The sequence below is a fragment of the Nonomuraea sp. SBT364 genome (assembly GCF_001083785.1).
GTDB lineage: Bacteria > Actinomycetota > Actinomycetes > Streptosporangiales > Streptosporangiaceae > Nonomuraea.
Genome location: NZ_LAVL01000025.1, coordinates 15,778 through 32,591, shown reverse-complemented (window position 1 = coordinate 32,591; position 16,814 = coordinate 15,778). Strand labels below are relative to the sequence as shown.

General features: G+C 70.6%; 16 protein-coding genes and 1 tRNA gene. 11 read left to right on the top strand and 6 right to left on the bottom strand.

Translation table 11 applies throughout. The features are described from left to right. The first annotated feature begins 85 nt into the window (after positions 1–85). Both ADY59_RS14810 and ADY59_RS14805 read left to right on the top strand, forming a co-directional pair. Positions 86–868 carry an LLM class flavin-dependent oxidoreductase gene (locus ADY59_RS14810; RefSeq protein WP_049562499.1) on the top strand — a complete coding sequence of 261 codons (783 nt, stop codon included), beginning with the start codon at positions 86–88 and terminating at the stop codon, positions 866–868. Between the two features lie 35 nt (positions 869–903). Then, positions 904–1,302: a DUF3224 domain-containing protein gene (locus ADY59_RS14805; RefSeq protein ID WP_049562497.1), complete on the top strand. Its 399-nt coding sequence runs from the start codon at positions 904–906 to the stop codon at positions 1,300–1,302. Positions 1,303–1,307: 5 nt separating this feature from the next. On the opposite strand, the gene ADY59_RS14800 is transcribed toward ADY59_RS14805, so the two are convergent. Then, positions 1,308–1,733, bottom strand: a complete 426-nt coding sequence (locus ADY59_RS14800) for a hemerythrin domain-containing protein (RefSeq protein ID WP_049562496.1) — start codon at positions 1,731–1,733, stop codon at positions 1,308–1,310. 152 nt (positions 1,734–1,885) lie between these two features. Between ADY59_RS14800 and ADY59_RS14795 the strand changes: the two genes are divergently transcribed. The 3 genes from ADY59_RS14795 to ADY59_RS14785 all read left to right on the top strand — a co-directional run bounded on the left by ADY59_RS14795 (position 1,886) and on the right by ADY59_RS14785 (position 4,229). Beyond that, positions 1,886–2,890 carry a 50S ribosomal protein L11 methyltransferase gene (locus ADY59_RS14795; protein WP_231618720.1) on the top strand — a complete coding sequence of 335 codons (1,005 nt, stop codon included), beginning with the start codon at positions 1,886–1,888 and terminating at the stop codon, positions 2,888–2,890. Positions 2,891–3,241: 351 nt separating this feature from the next. Beyond that, positions 3,242–3,556 carry a NucA/NucB deoxyribonuclease domain-containing protein gene (locus tag ADY59_RS51390; RefSeq protein ID WP_049562493.1) on the top strand — a complete coding sequence of 105 codons (315 nt, stop codon included), beginning with the start codon at positions 3,242–3,244 and terminating at the stop codon, positions 3,554–3,556. Positions 3,557–3,623: 67 nt separating this feature from the next. After that, the gene (locus ADY59_RS14785; protein WP_049562491.1) at positions 3,624–4,229 is read left to right on the top strand and encodes a DUF6461 domain-containing protein; all 606 of its coding nucleotides are present in this window, start codon (positions 3,624–3,626) and stop codon (positions 4,227–4,229) included. Between the two features lie 272 nt (positions 4,230–4,501). Here ADY59_RS14785 and ADY59_RS14780 read toward each other — a convergent pair whose 3' ends face one another. Further along, the gene (locus ADY59_RS14780; RefSeq protein WP_049562489.1) at positions 4,502–5,494 is read right to left on the bottom strand and encodes a helix-turn-helix domain-containing protein; all 993 of its coding nucleotides are present in this window, start codon (positions 5,492–5,494) and stop codon (positions 4,502–4,504) included. 58 nt (positions 5,495–5,552) lie between these two features. Here ADY59_RS14780 and ADY59_RS14775 point away from each other — a divergent pair, with 58 nt between their 5' ends. Beyond that, positions 5,553–6,557 carry a type III polyketide synthase gene (locus ADY59_RS14775; protein ID WP_231618719.1) on the top strand — a complete coding sequence of 335 codons (1,005 nt, stop codon included), beginning with the start codon at positions 5,553–5,555 and terminating at the stop codon, positions 6,555–6,557. Next, on the top strand, positions 6,554–7,054 hold the full coding sequence (locus ADY59_RS14770; protein WP_049562486.1) for an isoprenylcysteine carboxyl methyltransferase family protein: 501 nt from the start codon (positions 6,554–6,556) through the stop codon (positions 7,052–7,054). Before ADY59_RS14775 ends, ADY59_RS14770 begins: the two co-directional genes overlap by 4 nt. A 22-nt stretch (positions 7,055–7,076) precedes the next feature. Here the strand turns inward: ADY59_RS14770 and ADY59_RS14765 are convergent, their stop codons facing one another. Next, complete coding sequence (locus ADY59_RS14765; RefSeq protein ID WP_231618718.1) at positions 7,077–8,768, bottom strand: asparagine synthase-related protein; 1,692 nt, start codon at positions 8,766–8,768, stop codon at positions 7,077–7,079. 247 nt (positions 8,769–9,015) lie between these two features. Here ADY59_RS14765 and ADY59_RS14760 point away from each other — a divergent pair, with 247 nt between their 5' ends. Both ADY59_RS14760 and ADY59_RS14755 read left to right on the top strand, forming a co-directional pair. Then, positions 9,016–10,506, top strand: a complete 1,491-nt coding sequence (locus tag ADY59_RS14760; RefSeq protein WP_197093642.1) for a vWA domain-containing protein — start codon at positions 9,016–9,018, stop codon at positions 10,504–10,506. Positions 10,507–10,599: 93 nt separating this feature from the next. Next, positions 10,600–10,672: transfer RNA gene (locus ADY59_RS14755), tRNA-Ala, on the top strand. Between the two features lie 90 nt (positions 10,673–10,762). On the opposite strand, the gene ADY59_RS14750 is transcribed toward ADY59_RS14755, so the two are convergent. The 3 genes from ADY59_RS14750 to ADY59_RS14740 form a co-directional block, all read right to left on the bottom strand. Beyond that, positions 10,763–12,172 carry a M1 family metallopeptidase gene (locus ADY59_RS14750; protein WP_049562481.1) on the bottom strand — a complete coding sequence of 470 codons (1,410 nt, stop codon included), beginning with the start codon at positions 12,170–12,172 and terminating at the stop codon, positions 10,763–10,765. A 92-nt stretch (positions 12,173–12,264) separates the two neighbouring features. Further along, positions 12,265–14,406 (bottom strand): protein kinase domain-containing protein, encoded by a 2,142-nt coding sequence (locus tag ADY59_RS14745; RefSeq protein ID WP_049562479.1) that lies wholly within the window; start codon positions 14,404–14,406, stop codon positions 12,265–12,267. Between the two features lie 30 nt (positions 14,407–14,436). Continuing rightward, a complete protein-coding gene (locus ADY59_RS14740; RefSeq protein ID WP_049562478.1) occupies positions 14,437–15,066 on the bottom strand; it encodes a hypothetical protein in 630 nt (209 codons plus the stop codon). Positions 15,067–15,232: 166 nt separating this feature from the next. Between ADY59_RS14740 and ADY59_RS14735 the strand changes: the two genes are divergently transcribed. Continuing rightward, positions 15,233–16,093 (top strand): class II aldolase/adducin family protein, encoded by an 861-nt coding sequence (locus ADY59_RS14735; protein WP_082310106.1) that lies wholly within the window; start codon positions 15,233–15,235, stop codon positions 16,091–16,093. Positions 16,094–16,140: 47 nt separating this feature from the next. Beyond that, positions 16,141–16,758, top strand: a complete 618-nt coding sequence (locus tag ADY59_RS14730; protein WP_049562474.1) for an acyl-CoA-like ligand-binding transcription factor — start codon at positions 16,141–16,143, stop codon at positions 16,756–16,758. The last annotated feature ends 56 nt before the right edge of the window (positions 16,759–16,814 follow it).

The following is a 16,814-nucleotide window of genomic DNA, read 5'->3' as shown; positions in this document are numbered from 1 at the left end:
GCGGGCGGGCTTGCGTCCGCCGGCGTACACCGGGACCGGTCCGGCGGACGATGCGCCACGGCGGCCGGCGGGCGATCGTTGAGACATGATCCCCCATGCCTTCCGATTCGGCGTCGTCTCCGGCCGGGCGCCCGACTGGGCCGGGCTCGCGCGACGGGCCGAGAGCCTCGGCTACTCGACGCTGCTGGTCCCCGACACCCTGGGCACGCTGTCGCCGTTCGCCGCCTGCGCGGCCGCCGCGAGCGTCACCACCACGCTGCGCGTCGGCACGTACGTGCTGTCGGCACCCCTCCGTCACCCGCAGGCCGTCGCCTGGGAGGCGGCCACGCTGCACGAGCTCAGCGGCGGCCGCTTCGAGCTCGGCCTGGGCGCCGGCCGGCCGCACGCCGAGGCCGACGCCGCGCGGCTCGGCGCCGACTTCGGCACCCCCGCCCAGCGGATCGATCGGGTGGCCGCGACGGCCGACGCCGTCGCGGACGTGCCGATCCTCATCGCCGCCGCCGGCTCCCGGCTGCTGCGCGTGGCGGCCGCGCGGGCCGCCACGGTCGCGGTCGCGCTGCCCCCGAACGCCACCGAGACGCAGCTCGCCGCCCGTCTCGACGAGCTGTACGAGCTGGCCGGGGACCGCTACGGCGAACTGGAGCTGAACGTCAACGTGGCCGCCGTCGGCGAGGAACTGCCCTCCTGGCTGGCCGCCCGGTTCGGCCCGCCCGGCGACGACGCCGTCGGCGTGCTGCCCGGCACCGCCGACCGGATCGCCGAGACGCTGATCAGGCGCAGGGACAAGCTCGGCATCTCCTACGTGACCGTCCCGGCCGACCGCCTCGACGCCTTCGCGCCGGTCGTGGAACGACTCGCCGGTACCTGACCGGATCTGACAGGTATCACCGGCATGCTGGACGCATGATCGCACGAGGACCTTTCGACACCGCTGACTGGGACGCCAAGCCGCCCTTCGACGACCGCGACGGCGTCTCGCTCGGGCACGTCTCGATGAGCAAGACCTTCCACGGTGACCTCACCGCCACCAGCGTCGTCCATCTCGTGGTGGTGTCCACGCCGGTGGCGGAGTCGAGGTCGTACGTGGCCGTCGAGCGCGTCGAGGGCGTCCTGCAGGGCCGCAAGGGCACCTTCGTCGTCCAGCACAACGCGGTCAGCGACCGTGGCCGGCAGTCGCTGCGCGTCAGCGTCGTCCCCGACTCCGGCACCGGCGAGCTGACCGGGCTCCGCGGCGAGATGACGATCGACGTCGGCTCCGACGGCGCCCACTCCTACGTGTTCGACTACACGCTGGAGTCCTGACCCGCTCAGAGCCCCTCGGGGACCGTGGTCATGCGGTTGAGCAGGGGGACGAGCTGTTCCTCCTCGTAGTCGAGGTGCGCCTCCAGCTCGGCGGCGAGCCGGTCGAGCTCCGGCCCGATCGAGGCCGGGCCGCCGCCGTCGAGCAGCGCGCGGATCCGGGCGAGCAGCTCGGCCACCACGTGATGCTCCTGCCGCAGCCGGCTCAGCACACCGGCCAGCTCCGGGTGCTCGCCGTCCAGGTGCGGGAAGAGCACGGCGTCCTCGCCCGCGTGGTGCGCGTGCAGCGCCTCGCAGAACGTCAGGCAGTGCTCGCGCAGCTCCGCCGCACCCGGCGCGCCGTTTCGCAGGCCGGCGAGCTGCCGCCGGAACCCGTCGTGCAGCTTCACCAGCTCGTCGCCCAGGGCGACCAGTCGCTCTTTGTTTTTATACATGTATAGAAAGTAGCACCGCGGAAAACCGCTCGCCAGGGCGCCCCGGGCCGTGAAACGGTCAGGGCCTGATGATTCGGTGGACCGAAGCAGGACGAGAGCGTGAAGCGCCCTGGCGGTCGGCGGCCGGAGCGCCCCCGCCCTCCCGGGTGGCCGTGGCCGACGACCGGATGAACGCCGCCACCGCCTACCGGCTGGCCTGCGAAGGCACCGCGCTGCTGTGGCGGGGCGACTTCCACAACGCCAGGCAGCTCCTGCGCGCCCTGGCCCGCCGCTGCAACCCCGCGCCCGCCGGGGCCGGCTTCCACCGCTACCGCCAGGCCCAGTCGCAGCGGGCGCGCACGCTCGGCATGCTGCTCATCCCCTTCGCCGCCGGCCACACGATCCCGCTGCGCCGCGCCCCGGACGTCCGCGAGGCGTGCGAGGAGGTGTACGGCCCCGCGACGGGCCCCGCCGTGACGCCGCTCCGCGAACTGCTCGGCGTGATCGGCGCGCACGAATGGCGGCGCAAGGGCGTCGAGGTGCCCGCCCTCGGGGGCCGCATCCACCCGCACCACGGGGTGTTCTCACCGGTACGGGGCGAGTACGTGGAACTGGTCGCCGAGGCGCCGCTGCCGTCCGGGCGCGCCGCCTTCGACGTCGGCACCGGCACCGGGGTGCTGGCCGCCCTCCTGGCCCGGCGCGGCGTCGAACGCGTGGTGGCCACCGACCTCGACCCCCGGGCCGTCGCCTGCGCCTGTGAGAACGTCGACCGGCTCGGGCTCGGCGGGCAGGTCTCGGTGCTGCGGGCCGACCTGTTCCCGCCGGGGCGGGCGCCGCTCGTCGTGTGCAACCCGCCCTGGCTGCCCGCCCAGCCCGTCTCGCCCCTCGACCACGCCGTCTACGACCCGGGCGGGCGGATGCTGTCCGGGTTCCTCGACGGGCTCGGGGACCACCTGGAGCCGGGCGGGGAGGGCTGGCTGGTGCTGTCCGACCTGGCCGAGCGCCTCGGGCTGCGTGGGCCCGGCGAGTTGCGGGCGGCGGTCGAGGCGGCGGGGCTGCGCGTCAAGGACCGCATCGACACCCGCCCGCCGCACCGGCGCGCCGCCGACCCCGCCGACCCCCTCAGCGCCGCCCGCTCCGGCGAGATCACCACCCTCTGGCGCCTCACCCACCGCTGACGACCCGGAGCCCTCGCGGGACGCGGCGCCCACCCCATCAGCGAGCCTGTCCCGTGAGCGGCAGCCGCCATGGATCGTCGGCTCTGGATCGATGCCAAGGACCGGTGTAACGGGCGACCTTGGGGTCACTCCGGAGTTCCGGCCGGAACTGGTACCGACCTCCGGCGGTCAGGTACTCATAGGGGGCGCGGCGCAGGCGCAGGTGTAGTCGATGACTCGCTGGTGCCCTGGGCGAATGGTGGTCTTCGCGAACCTCATCACGCCAGTAGAGAGCGCCCCTCAAAGGTCTACGACACACCTCGCTCTCTTCCCGGGGGCGTTGAGAATCCGTCCGGGAAGGCGCTGACCAAAATGAACGAGGGCGCGCTGGCCGCGGACGGGAAGAAGATGCGAGGCAAAAACCGGTATTGGACCAGGAAAGCCTGCCTGGCCCACTATTCAGGTTGGCCGCAACGAGATCAGGAGTGCGATGAGTTCCCGTTCGCCTCGACGAAGGAGGGGGCCGGCGACGGACTGCTGGTCGATGGCAAGTGGCAACGCTTCGAGAACGCCTCGGCGCGTGCAGTCAAGACGGCGCACAACCAGGTGGCCGGACGAGATCTCTGGCTCTTCTACGCTCGTTATCGAGTGGTGAACAGCAGCAAGTTCTGGGTCAGCGTCAAGTAGCTGCCCAGGGAACAGGTGCCGGACCGCGTGGTCGGGCACCTGTTCTCCATGTCGTCGAAAGGTTCTCATGCCTCATCCGACCGATCTATACGACCTGCTGGTTTCCTTCGACCTGGATAGCGAGGAATACTCGGGCTTCCACTTGGTGTGGGCGGAGGAAATGGGCGGCAACGAGCTGTGCCGTCGCCTGGGCGGCGACCCGGCCAGCGCGTTTCGGTGCGACATCAACAACATGCCGCGACCCGAGGTCGGGCCAGGTCCCAGCATGTGGGCCGGCACGGCCAACGGCTGGGCGCAGGCCTTACTGTTCGGTCTTTACCCTTCGCCGCTGTCCTTCCTTCAGGAAGTGTCGCGTGGCACGCGAGCGCTCAGTATCAAATGCGGCCACAACAACTACCGCCTCGACTGGGCTGTCGACGGGGTCATCGTCACCTGCTTTCTCATCGACTGGCCTGACGAGCGAGGAGGCGCAGACCCGCACGCCCTCGACCCACTCATGGAGGGACTGTTCTTCCAGTTGGACAACCCAGATGATGACGGTATCGAGAACCCCGTGACCATCGAGGTCAGCGTCACATCCGCGCTACGGCTGGCAGGCCGGATCACCGGGCGCGAGATCGACGCGAAATGGCTGAACGGCGTGCACAGTTGCTACTCGCGCAGATCGAGCTGACCGCAAAGGCGTACTGTGCCGGATTCGTGCTGCTGGTGCGGAGAGTCAACCGTCGCGTCCAGGCCTTGCTCGCCGCGTTCGTCGAACGGCTCCAGGAGATCCTTACCGAGGACGATCTTGCATGGCCCATGCGTGGCATAGGCCGTCCGCCCAGCTCACGCCGCCCATAGACGGACCATGGCCTCCCCTCTCCTCAGGTGACTTGTCATCGGAGAGGGCGCCTCCTTGGGAGCTGGCGCCCCCTTCCGGAAGGCGACGTTCGGCAGAACAGATCAGGAAGGTGGGGTGCCCGTGCGGGGGAAGGCGAAGGTGCGGCGGTAGGCGGAGGGGGAGGTGTGCATGGCGCGGGTGAAGTGGTGCCGGAAGGTGACGGGGCTCTCGAAGCCGACGGCCGCGCCGACCTCCTCCACCGGCGCGCCCGTCGTCTCCAGCAGCGGCAGGCTGGCCGCGATCCGCTGGGCGATCACCCAGCGCAGCGGGCTGGTGCCGGTCTGCCGCTTGAAGTGCCGGATGAAGGAGCGCTGCGACAGGTGCGCCACCCCCGCGAGGTCCGCCACGGTGATGGGCCGGGCGAGGTGGGCCAGCGCCCAGGCCATCGCCCTGGCCACGGCGCCGTCCTCACCGACGGGCGTCACCGCCGCTTCCACGAACTGCGCCTGGCCGCCCTCCCGGTGCGGGGGGATGACCAGGCGGCGGGCGACCGCGTTGGCCACGTTCGCCCCGTGGTCGGCGCGTACCAGGTGGAGGAGCAGGTCGAGGCCGGCCGCGCTGCCGGCGCTGGTCAGCACGTCGCCGCCGTCCACGTACAGCACGGCGGGGTTGACCTCGACGGCGGGGAAGCGTTCGCGGAGCAGGGCGGCGTACTTCCAGTGGGTGGTGGCCTCGCGCCCGTCGAGCAGGCCGGCGGCGGCGAGCGCGAACGCGCCGGAGCAGATCGACACCATCCGGGCGCCGCGGCCGTGGGCCCGTCGCAGCGCGGTGACGAGGGCTTCGGAGACGGGCCCGCGCACGTCGGCGACGCCGGGCACGATCACCGTGCCGGCCGAGGCGAGCGTGTCGAGCCCGTGTTCGGCCCGCAGCGTGAAGCCGCCGACGGCGCGGAGCGGCCCGGTGGTCTCGGCGCACACCTTCAGGTCGTACCAGGGCACGCCGAGCTCCGGCCGGGGCAGGCCGAAGATCTCCACCACGCAGCCGAGCTCGAACGGTGACATGCCGTCGAAGGCGAGAACGGCCACGGCGGGCGGGCGGGCGGACGTCGGCGGCATGCCCGGATGTTAGCCCGCGCCTCTCAGCGGCAGAGAACTGGTCATGTACATAAAGGGCGTGCAGACCGTTCTGCCAGGCCACCGCTACGAGCAGGAGGAGATCACCGAGGCGTTCTCCGAGCTCACGGCGGCGGACGGGGAGCTGCTCAAACGCTTCCACAGCGCCACCGGCGTCACCGGCAGGAACCTGGCGCTGCCGCTCGAGGACTATCCCAAGCTCGACTCCTTCGAGCAGGCGAACGAGATGTACGTCGAGATCGCCCTCGACCTGGGGGAGCGGGCGATCGCCGGGGCGCTGGAGAAGGCCGGGCTGCCGCCGGAGAAGGTCGACCACCTGGTGTTCTGCTCCACGACCGGGCTGGCGACGCCGTCGCTGGACTCCCGCCTGGCCAAGCGCGCGGGGCTGCGCGCGGACGTGAAGCGGATCCCGGTGTTCGGGCTGGGGTGCGCGGCGGGGGCGTCGGGGCTGTCACGGCTGCACGACTACCTGCGTGGCTGGCCGGAGCAGGTGGCGCTGCTCGTCTGCGTGGAGCTGTGCTCGCTGACCATCCAGCGTGACGACACCTCGGTCGCCAACCTGGTGGCCAGCGGCCTGTTCGGCGACGGCGCCGGGGCCGTCGTCGCCACCGGGCACGGCCGGGGCCGCGAGGTGGTGGCCACGCGCAGCAAGCTGTACCCGGACACCGAGCACCTGATGGGCTGGGAGGTGGGCGGGCACGGCTTCCGCATCGTGCTGGACGCCGAGCTGCCCGCGTTCGTGGAGTCGGTGCTGGCCGGTGACATCAGGGCCTTCCTCGCCGACTACGGGCTGACCCCGGACCAGGTCGGCACCTGGGTCTGCCACCCGGGCGGCCCCAAGGTGATCGACAAGATCGTGGCGAACCTGGCGCTGCCGCCCGAGGCGCTGGAGGTGACCTGGCGGTCGCTGCGCGAACACGGCAACCTGTCGTCGGTGTCCGTCCTGCACGTGCTGCAGCAGACGCGCGGGCGCACCGGGGAGCCGGCCGTGCTGCTCGCCCTCGGGCCCGGGTTCTCCGCCGAGATGCTGCTGCTGCACTGGTGAGCGCCTACCTCGTCCTCATCGGGCTGGTCGTCCTCGAACGGCTGGCCGAGCTGGTGGTGGCCCGCCGCAACCTGGCCTGGGCGCGGTCGAGGGGCGGGATCGAGTACGGCAGGCGGCACTATCCGTGGATCGTCGCGGCGCACGTGAGCCTGCTGGTCGCTGCGCCCGCCGAGGTGTGGCTGCTGGACCGGCCGTTCCTGCCGGCGCTCGGCTGGCCGATGCTCGCGCTCGTGCTGCTCGCCCAGGGGTTGCGCTGGTGGTGCATCGCCAGCCTCGGCAGGCGCTGGAACACGCGCGTGGTCGTGCTGCCCGGCGTGCCGCTCGTCGGGTCGGGGCCGTACCGGTGGCTGCGCCATCCCAACTACGTCGCGGTGGTCGTCGAAGGGATCGCGCTGCCGCTGGTGCACACCGCGTGGCTGACCGCGCTGGCCTTCACGGTGGCCAACGCGGCGCTGCTCACGGTGCGGATCCGGGTGGAGGAGCGGGCTCTGGCCTGATGAGGGGCTGTTCAGGGCCTGTTCAGGGCTTCGGTGCGGGCTTGGACACGGCGATGCGCTCCAGGCCCTCGGGCTCCTTGCCGGGGTACGCGCCGGTCAGGAGCGTGCTGACCGTGTAGAGGTGCCAGGCGGTGGCGGGCTTCTTGACCACCGGGTCGGCGAACAGGGCGCGCACCTCGTCCGGGTTCACGATCGGGGTGAGCGCGTCCAGGTTGCCGAGCACCTGCTGCCGCAGCACGTCGGTCAGCTCGGGGCCGGGGCTGGTCCGCCAGCTCCAGCCGCCGCCGGTCTTGGCCGTCGGCATGTGCGGCGGGGGCACGTGCGTCCGCTCCCACCAGCGTCGCGGCGCCATCCCTTCGACGAACCGCCACGGCTTGCCTTCGATGGGGACGTCCCGCAGCTCCGGGGCGAATCTCAAGATGAGCGAATAAATCACCTCTTCCGAGAGCCGCCAGCCCTGGTCCAGCGCCAGCGCGGCCCGTACCACCCGGTTGTCCAGGAACGGGCGGACCGGGTCGCCCCGCCGCAGCGACCCCGCGCGGGCGCTGGCCTGCCAGCGGCCGACCTTGTACCAGATGTAGATGTGGTCGAGCGCCTCCAGCCGGTCCGGCCGGGCCTGCCAGGGCTTGGCCAGCTCGCGGGCGTGCTCGTTCGCCTCGGCGGTGAACAGCTTCTCGTCCTTGTAGAACGTGTTGTTGATGCGGCGCAGCAGGGCCTTGTCGCTCAGGTCGGTCTGGAGCAGGTTCAGGCTGCCCGCCCGCAGCGTCTCGCCGCTCTGCCCGGACATGGTGGCCTTGCTGGAGTACGGGAGGTAGCTCACGATCGTCTCGTACGCCGAGGTCATCCCCTCACACGTGCGCAGCGTCTCCCAAGCCCGGCTCAGCGGGTGCTCCACCAGCACGGCGTCACGCTCGGCGGTCTGCTGCGGGGCGATCACGGTGTGCTCGACCTTGAGCCGGGCGGCGATCTGCCGGGCCAGGATCACGTCCGGATGCGTGTCGAGGCCGTTCGTGGTGACCCGGAACGGCACCCGCGCGGCGTGCAGCAGCGCGGCCAGGATGCGGGTGTCGCGCCCGCCGGTCAGCGCCAGGTTGACCGGCTCGCCGAGGTCGCGCAGCGGGGCCACGGTCGCCAGCAGCGCGTCGGCCAGCTCGCCGATCGCCGCCCGCTTGCGCCGCGCCGTGTCGGGCCAGCCCGCCGCCTGCGGCAGCGGGGTCTCGGTGATCGTCCGGCGCCCGTCCCGCACGTCGATCCGCGAGCTCGGGCGCAGCGCCGTCACTCCCCGGTACGGCGTCTCGTCCGACAGGAAGAAGCCCTGCCGGATCATCGTCTGGAGGGCGGGCACGTCGTGGTCGATCCGGTCGTCCTGCCGGGCGGCCAGGTGCACGAGCAGCGCCCGGCTGCCCACCACGTGCAGGTCGGGCGTCTCGGCGTAGAAGACGGGACAGACGCGGTTGATCGCGGTCGCGGCGGCCAGCTCGCCGTCGCGTGCCACCCAGGCGGAGAAGCAGCCGCCCACGTCGCCTGCCGACGGATCGTCCAGCAGCCGGGCGGCGTCGGCCGGATCGGCCAGGTGGCCGTTCAGCCCGAGCACGCGGCCGCCGCGTTCGGAGATCAGCGGAGGCTGCCGGGAGTCGTCGGGCTCGTTCGACCAGCCGAACAGCGACACCTCCCGGCCGTGCCACTCGCCGCCCCGGATCACCTCGGCAGGCACCGGGAAGGCGGTCTCGATAACGGATCGGACCCTGTCCAGGACACGGGCGGGAATCTCGTGGCCCTTTGCGGCCAACCCCAAATAGACGCGCACGACGACAATGCCTACCGGATATCACCGGTTCACCACAATCGATCACGCGTGGATCGCGGTTTGCCGTCGCTTACGTCACCGGCCCGGCCACCCCGGGGGCCAGGGCCGTCATAGGGCCTGGAGGTGGCAATAGCTGATGAAATTTCGTCCTTTGATGGCAACTGTCGCAATCGCTGGGCTGCTCGCGCTCGCCGCGTGCGGCGGCCCGGGAGGCCGGCCCAGCGCCGGCGAACGAGCGGCCCCCCAAGAAGTACCCCGGGCGACCACCGGCCAGGACCAGAAGAACCAGGAAAGCCGGGAGAACCAGGAGAGCCGGGAAGACCGGCAGGACCAGGAGAAGGACACGACGCGGGCGCAGATCTCCACCTTCGCCCTGGACGTGGACACCGCCTCGTACGCCTACACGCGCCGCACCCTCCAGGAGGGCCGCTGGCCCGAGCCCGGCGGGATCCGCCCGGAGGAGTTCGTCAACTCCTTCAAGCAGGACTACGCCGAACCCCGGGACGACGGCTTCACCGTCCACACCGACGGCGCCCTGCTGGACGAGCCGGGCCGGGCCGTCCTGCGCGTCGGCCTGCAGACCCGCCGCTCGTCCGCCGAGGCCCGGCGCCCCGCCAACCTCACCTTCGTCGTCGACGTCTCCGGCTCCATGGCCGAGACCGGCCGCCTCGACCTGGTCAAGCAGGCCCTGCACACGCTGCTCGACCAGCTCGCCCCCGGCGACCAGGTCTCCATCGTGGCCTTCAGCGAAGAGGCCCGGGTGCTGGCGGCGATGACCCCGCTCACCGCCAGGGACGACCTGCACCGGGCCGTCGACGAGCTCAGCACCGAAGGCGGCACGAACCTGGAGTCCGGTCTCGTCCTCGGCTACCGGGAAGCGGCCGCCGCGCACCGCCCCGCCGCCACGAACCGCGTCATCCTGCTCTCCGACGGCCTGGCCAACCAGGGCAGCACCGCATGGCAGGCGATTCTCGACCGGGTCAAGGAGCACGCCGGACGGCAGATCACCCTTCTCACCGTCGGCGTCGGCCGCGAGTACGGCGACGAGCTCATGGAACAGCTCGCCGACAACGGCGACGGCGCGGCCGTGTACGTCTCCACCCAGGAGGAGGCCGACAAGATCTTCGCCACCCAGCTGCCCGCCAGCATCGAGCTGCGCGCCCGCGACGCCAAGGCGCAGGTCGTCTTCAACCCGTCGGTGGTGGAGAGCTACCAGCTCCTCGGCTACGAGAACCGCGCCCTGGACACCGAGGAGTTCCGCGACGACTCGCGTGACGGCGGCGAGATCGGCCCCGGGCATGCCGTCACCGCGCTGTACTCCGTACGACTCAAGGCCGGCGCCGAGGGCCAGCTCGCCACCGCGACCGTGCGCTGGCAGGACCCCGACACCCGCGTGCCCAGCGAGGCGAGCGGCGCGGTGAGCGTCGGCGACCTGTCCGAGGCCCTGTGGCGGGGCGCCCCCCTGCGCCTGCAGGTCGACGTGGTGGCCGCCGCGTTCGCCCTCTACATGCGGGACAGGGAGGCGTTCGGGCTCGACCTGCCCGCGCTGGGCGAGCACGCCAGGCGGCTGTCCGGCGCGGCGGAGGACCCGATGGTGAGCGAGCTGGCCGACCTCATCGGCAAGGCCGGCGCGGTCACCTCCTGAAACGCTGTCCGGCGGCGCGCTGCGGAGTGCGCCGCCGGATAAAGGCGTACAGAGAGGTGAGCGGAGTCCGTTAGACTGATGCACGCATCGCAAGGGGCTATGGCGCAGTTGGTAGCGCGCCTCCATGGCATGGAGGAGGTCTGGGGTTCGAATCCCCATAGCTCCACCCTTTCACTCGCCGCTCTGCCGAAAGAGCGTTTTCTCCCGCCCGCCTGACGGCCGCTGACGCCGCCTCGCTCGGAGGCGGCGCCACCGGCTAGCTCTCGGGGCTGGTCCTGGAGTCGAGCCAGGCGTCGATCAGCGCGGTGAAGTCCGTGCCCGTGTGGTGGTTGACCCAGGCGGTGAAGGACGCCCGGTCCTGGCCGGTGTTGCGGTGCTCCTGGACCCAGGCGCGGGTCATGGCGAAGAACCTCTCGTCGCCGATCTGCTTGCGGATCTCGTGCAGCATCAGCGCGGGCGCGTAGTAGACGTTGCTGCCCGCGAACCAGTCGCGCCGGTAGTCACCCGGCGGGCCCATCTCCTGGCGCATGTGCTTCTCGCGCACGCGCAGGCCGGACATGAAGTCCTCGATCGTGCCCGGCTCGTGGTCGGCGGTCCACTGCATCTCGAAGTACATGGCGAAGCCCTCGTTCAGCCACACGTCCTTCCAGGTGCGCGGGCCGACGCTGTTGCCGAACCAGTGGTGCGCGAGCTCGTGCAGCACGATCCGGGGGCGCATGTAGTGCCCGCCGAGGGCGATCATCTGCTGGGTCTCCATGCCGGACTCGCTGGTGGCGACCACCCCGGCGCTGGGGAACGGGTACGGTCCCGCCTTCTTCTCCATCCAGCGCATCAGGTCCGGCAAGCCGCGCGCCACCCGCAGCATCCTGTCGTCCTCCTTACGCGTCCAGTAGGTGATCGGGATGCCGCGGGGACCCTTGTCCCGGTGCAGCCGGTACCTGTCGGCGGTGAACAGCGTGAGGTAGCTGGCGACGGGTTCGGTCGACTGCCAGCGGTAGGTGGCCTCGCGTCCCTTCTCGCTCTTGCCCAGGTACTTCCCGTGCGAGACACCCGCCCAGCCCTTGGGGACGGTGATGGCGACGTCGTAGAGCGCCTCGTCCGACGGGTGGTCGTTCACCGGGAACCAGGTGAACGCGCCGAAGGGCTCCTGCAGCGCCCAGGCGGAACCGTCGGCGGCCGAGCGCAGGCCGAGCAGTTCGAGGTCGATACGCCGCTGCCCGGACTTGTGGGGTTTCGGCACGCCGTGGTAGCGGATCACGACCCGGGCGCCCTGGTCGGCGGCGAGCGGGGCGGGCAGCGGGATCGTCAGGTCGTCCTTGTGGTGCCGGGGCTTGACCGCCTTGCCGCCGACGGTCACCTCGTCGATCTTGAGGGCGCGGCCGAAGTCGAGCCGGATCTCGCTGAGCCGCTCCACCGCCCGGACGGTGAGCGTGGCGGTGCCCGTCAGGCTCCGCCCGGACGGCTGCCAGCCCAGCTCCAGGCCGTAGTGCAGCACGTCGATCGACGGGTTGCCGTATGCGGGGTAGACCGGGTCCTGGACCGGTTGCGAGCGCCCCTTCGCATAGGGGGCCAGGTCCATCGGCGGGGCCGTGGGGGCCGCCGATGCGACGCCGCCGCTGGTGGCGGTCAGCGCCGTGGCCAGGAGGAGTAGGGATAATTTCCGCATCCGCGCATTTTAGGGATCATGCGCAGGAGAGTCGAGACGGCGGCGCGGCGAGCGGGTCAGGTGAAGGCGTGCGTCATGCGTCGGCGGCCTGGTCACCAGCGCGGGGGCCACTGCTTGACCTGACCTCCCTCACGGGCGTCGAGAATCGCCACCCGCTCGCCCGCGGCGAAGGCCCGGGCGAGCTCCGCCCGGACACCGGGCCCGGCCACGACGAACTTCGAGATGTAATGGATGCCGACACTGATCAGCACCAGGCCGAACACGTACGCCCAGAGGTCCTTCATCAGACCCGTCTGCAACCCTGCCGCGATGACGGTGATGACGACGGCGTAGAGAAGCATCGTCCACCACCACTGCTCGTAGCCACGCGCCCGGAGCTCGCCCACCGGCGGGACGGTGGACAGCCCAGCCTCCAGCCCGGCCTGGTACATGCGCGTGGTGAGGGTCAGGGTCAGCCAGTTGCACACGGCCACGAGGGCCGCCCCGACCGCGCAACCCCACGCCCACAGCGCCGGAATCCAGAAGACCGACGTGATGGTGGTGAGGAGGGCGACGAAGGGCATGAGCCTGATACTGGCCTCGGTTATTCTGGCCAGAGTGCCCGGAACTCGCCGGGCCGTCAGCCTGGCCAGGATGGTCTGATAGAACTTGGCACCGATCAGTCCCTGACTCAGCGCGATGATCTGCGCGGCGAGCTCGACCCCGCGCGGCAGGTCGTCCATTTCGAGCGTCACGATGTCGTCCAGCTTGAACAACGCCGTCTTCGCCAGGATGAACCACCAGCACGCGGTCGCAAGGAAGGCGAAGAGGAGCAGGTACCCGTCTTCGGCCCGCACGATGTCGAGTCGCTTGCTGAGCCTCCACTGGGAATACTGCGTGGACACCTCGATCGAGGTCGGAAGCGCGCGTGCGAGCCGCCTTCTGTGCTCGGAAGCGCTGGCGTCGGGCTCCTTCTGCGCCAGCTCAATGGCATGGTCGAGAAACGTGCCGATCAGCGCGAAGGTCGCCGGACCGTCCGGGAGGAGGAGTAGCCGCTTGTGGTGATCCTCCTCGATGAGGTCCTCGAGCGCGCGTCCCAGGTCGGGGCTCAGCTGCCAGATCTCGTCCGGGGCGCGGCCGTCGCGGGGAGGGTAGCCACAGATCATCTGAATGAGGATGATCCCCACCGAGTAGGCGTCGGCGGAGGGGGACGTTCCCTTGTTCTTCACCTCCGGGGCGATGTAGACGGAGTCGTCGTGATCCGCGATGCCGACCTGGCGGCTGTAGAGATGGTTCGCACCCAGATCGATGAACTTGATGTCGCCCGACTCCGCCGCGATGAGGATGTTGCTCGGCGAAAGGTCCAAGTGCTGGCTCTCCTGCCTCGCCGGATCGACCGGAGCCTCGGAGGCGAGCCGGTGCAAGGCCGTGGTTAGCCTGCCCGCCATCTCCCTGCACGCGGCCAGCCGTTCCGGGAGGGGAGCCGGCGGCGTGCGGTCCTCCATGGCGGCCAGTTGCTCGCTGAGAGTCCGCCCCTCCTGGAAGGGCATGAGGATCCAGCGCTCCGTCGAGGCGATCGGATGCACCACCAGCGACGGTGTCCGCGCGCCACCGTAGACGCGGGCGTACTCGTCGGTCGCCTGGGCGATGGCGGTCAGCTTGTTCCAAGGGAACAGCACACACTTGACGGCGAGTTTGCGCTCGGCGCCGGACTCGTCGATGGGCTCCGTGGTGGTCGCCTTGAGGATGAACGACGTCGTGCCGGCCCTGTGGTAGTCGAAGGTGTCCGGGTTGATCTGGCGCCAGCTCGTCCTTTCGAACGCGGTTCCCTCCGTTTCCGCCGGCCCGTAGATGATGTGGACGACCTGCTTGATGGCTGTCGTCGTGAACAGGTTCCTGCAGTAGGCGTCGGCAGCCCTGTGCAGGGCGCGGTCCGGGCGGGCGAATCGTCTCTCGAGCAGCTTGGCGTTGAGCGCTATCAGCGCCAGGATTCCCGCGATGGGAAGCCGCGACGCGTCCGCTTCCCCCGTCAGTTCCGCAATGGCGCGATCGCAGGCCTCGATGAAGGTGACATCGTTCTGCTGGTACTCGTAGTCGGAGATGTGGTCCATGATGTTGCGCAGGAAGGAGAAGGCCCCGTCGCGGCGGGACCGCTCGTCGGTGCTGAGCAGTCCCTCCAGTTGCGGGGAGCCGGCCGTCCCCTTGACCAAGGACAGGAGCAGGTCCTCGAACTCGGTCGCGTGTATGGAGGTCATGAAGGGTCGGGTTCCTCCTGCCGAGTCTCCTCAGGTGCCGCGCTCGCGACGCTCTTCGATCACTTGGCCCTGCCCGGGTGACAGCGCGCGGCCGCCCATGCTCTGGAATTCGGGGCGTTCCGCGAGAAACGCGGGGCCGTAGAGCTGGAACGCGAGGAGAACGCTGAACCATGGCGCGCCGGGCCCCGTGAGCCGGAGCGGGTCGATGCCGCTGAAGATCAGGGTGAAGGTGAAGTTCTGCGGGGCCGGCCACAACTCCACGATGGCCCGGTGTTCCCAGGTGATCCACCGGTCCGCGGCGAAGGCCATGAGCCGGTGGTTGGTCAGCATGGTGCGGTTGTGGCCCTGGAACCGCCATTGCTGAGCGGCCATGGCCTCGGCCCGGCGTCGCCGGCGGGCATTTCCGGCCGCGCTCGCCAGCAGGCCGGCGGTGAACAACACGGGCCCGCCGAAAGCGGTCGTCGAATGGGTATATGTGACGTCCATGCCGTACCACACCTCGTGGCCCAGCTCGGTATCTCCGTGCAGGATCTCGTCGGGGTGCAGACGTACGGTCTGCGGCGGGAGCCGTGGCACCGGATGCCCGGCCAGCAAGGATTGCCGTAGGTGGGACGCGCTGTGCCAGCCGCGGGCCAGTTCGTCCTCGGCCCAGGGACTCATGATCGATCACCGCCCAACCCTGCGAAGGGACATTCGCCATCTTCCCTGCGGAACGCGCCAATGGCGATTGTTGTGCGGTTACAGATCCCCTATACGGGTTACCTGATAGGGGAAATAACACCCGCTGCGCAAGAAAGGGAGCCCTTAATGTATATGTCTATTTTTGATGGCATCGGTACGCGTAGGGCATCGAGCATGTCCTTCGTGCCGGACCCGCGTTAGTGTGCGCTCAGAACCGGGTTCTGAAACTCAGGGGAGAGCCATGCCGGACAACCTCGACTTCCGTCTGCCTCCGACGTTCGACAGCCTGGAGGAGGAGCGGCTGCACCGTAAGCAGCGGCTCGCGGCGGCGCTGCGCATCTTCGGCAAGTTCGGCTTCGAGGAGGGGATCGCCGGGCACATCACGGCCCGCGACCCGGAGCTGACCGACCACTTCTGGGTCAACCCGTTCGGCATGTCGTTCAAGCACATCACGGTCAGCGACCTCCTGCTCGTCGACCACGACGGCAACGTCGTCGAGGGCGGCCGGCCGGTCAACCGGGCGGCGTTCGCCATCCACTCGCAGGTGCACCAGGCCAGGCCGGACGTCGTCGCGGCGGCGCACAGCCACTCGGTGTACGGCCGGGCCCTGTCGGCGCTCGGCCAGACCATCGAGCCGATCACCCAGGACGCCTGCGCGTTCTACCGGGACAACGCGCTGTTCGACGACTACACGGGCGTGGTGACCGAGGTGGAGGAGGGCAAGCGCATCGCCGCCGCGCTCGGCGGCAACAAGGCCGTCGTACTGCGCAACCACGGCCTGCTCACGGTGGGTGAGACGGTGGACTCGGCCGTGTGGTGGTTCGTCACCATGGAACGCTCGGCCCAGGTGCAGCTCGTCGCCAAGGCCGCCGGGCAGGTCGTGCCCATCGAGCCCGCCAACGCCGAGCTCACCCACGGGCAGGTCGGCACCGAGCTGGCGGGCTGGGTGAGCTTCCAGCCGCTGCACGACCAGATCATCCGGGAGCAGCCGGATCTCTTCGACTGATTATTGCGGAATACGCAATATTGCGTGATCAGCAATATGCTGGCCGCATGAGCGGACTGCGGGAACGCAAGAAACAGGCCACCAGGGAGGCGCTGACGCTGGCCGCGCTCCGGCTCGCGCTGGAGCGCGGGATGGAGCACGTACGCGTCGAGGACATCGCGGCCGAGGCCGGGGTGTCACCGCGGACGTTCAACAACTACTTCTCCAGCAAGTACGAGGCGCTCGCCGCGCGGCACGCCGACCGGGTGCGGCGCTCCGCCGAGGTGCTCCGGGAGCGGCCCGGGGACGAGCCGCTGTGGGAGGCGATCGGGCACGCGATGACCGAGCCGTGGGGCGACGGCGGCCGGGCGTCCGAGCCGCCGGACCCGGCGCTGCTGGCCGCGATGCGGCTGCTCACGGGCGACTCCACCATGCGGGCCGAGTCGCTGAAGGTGGCGTTCGCCGCCGACGGGGAGTTCGCGGCGGCCGTGGCGGCACGCACCGGCACCGACGTGACGCGCGACCTCTACCCGCACCTGGTGGCGGCCTCGGTGACGGCCGCCGTGCAGGCGGCGGTCGGGCACTGGCTGCACGCCGACCCGCCGCTCGCGCTGGTCCCCCTGCTCCGCGAGGCGATCGACGCCCTCGCGGCCGCCGTGCCCGCCCCCGCCGGAGGCGCCCGGTGATCACGGACGCCGTCGCCCGGGGCCGCGAGGTCGCCGGCTTCACCCGGGACGCCGAG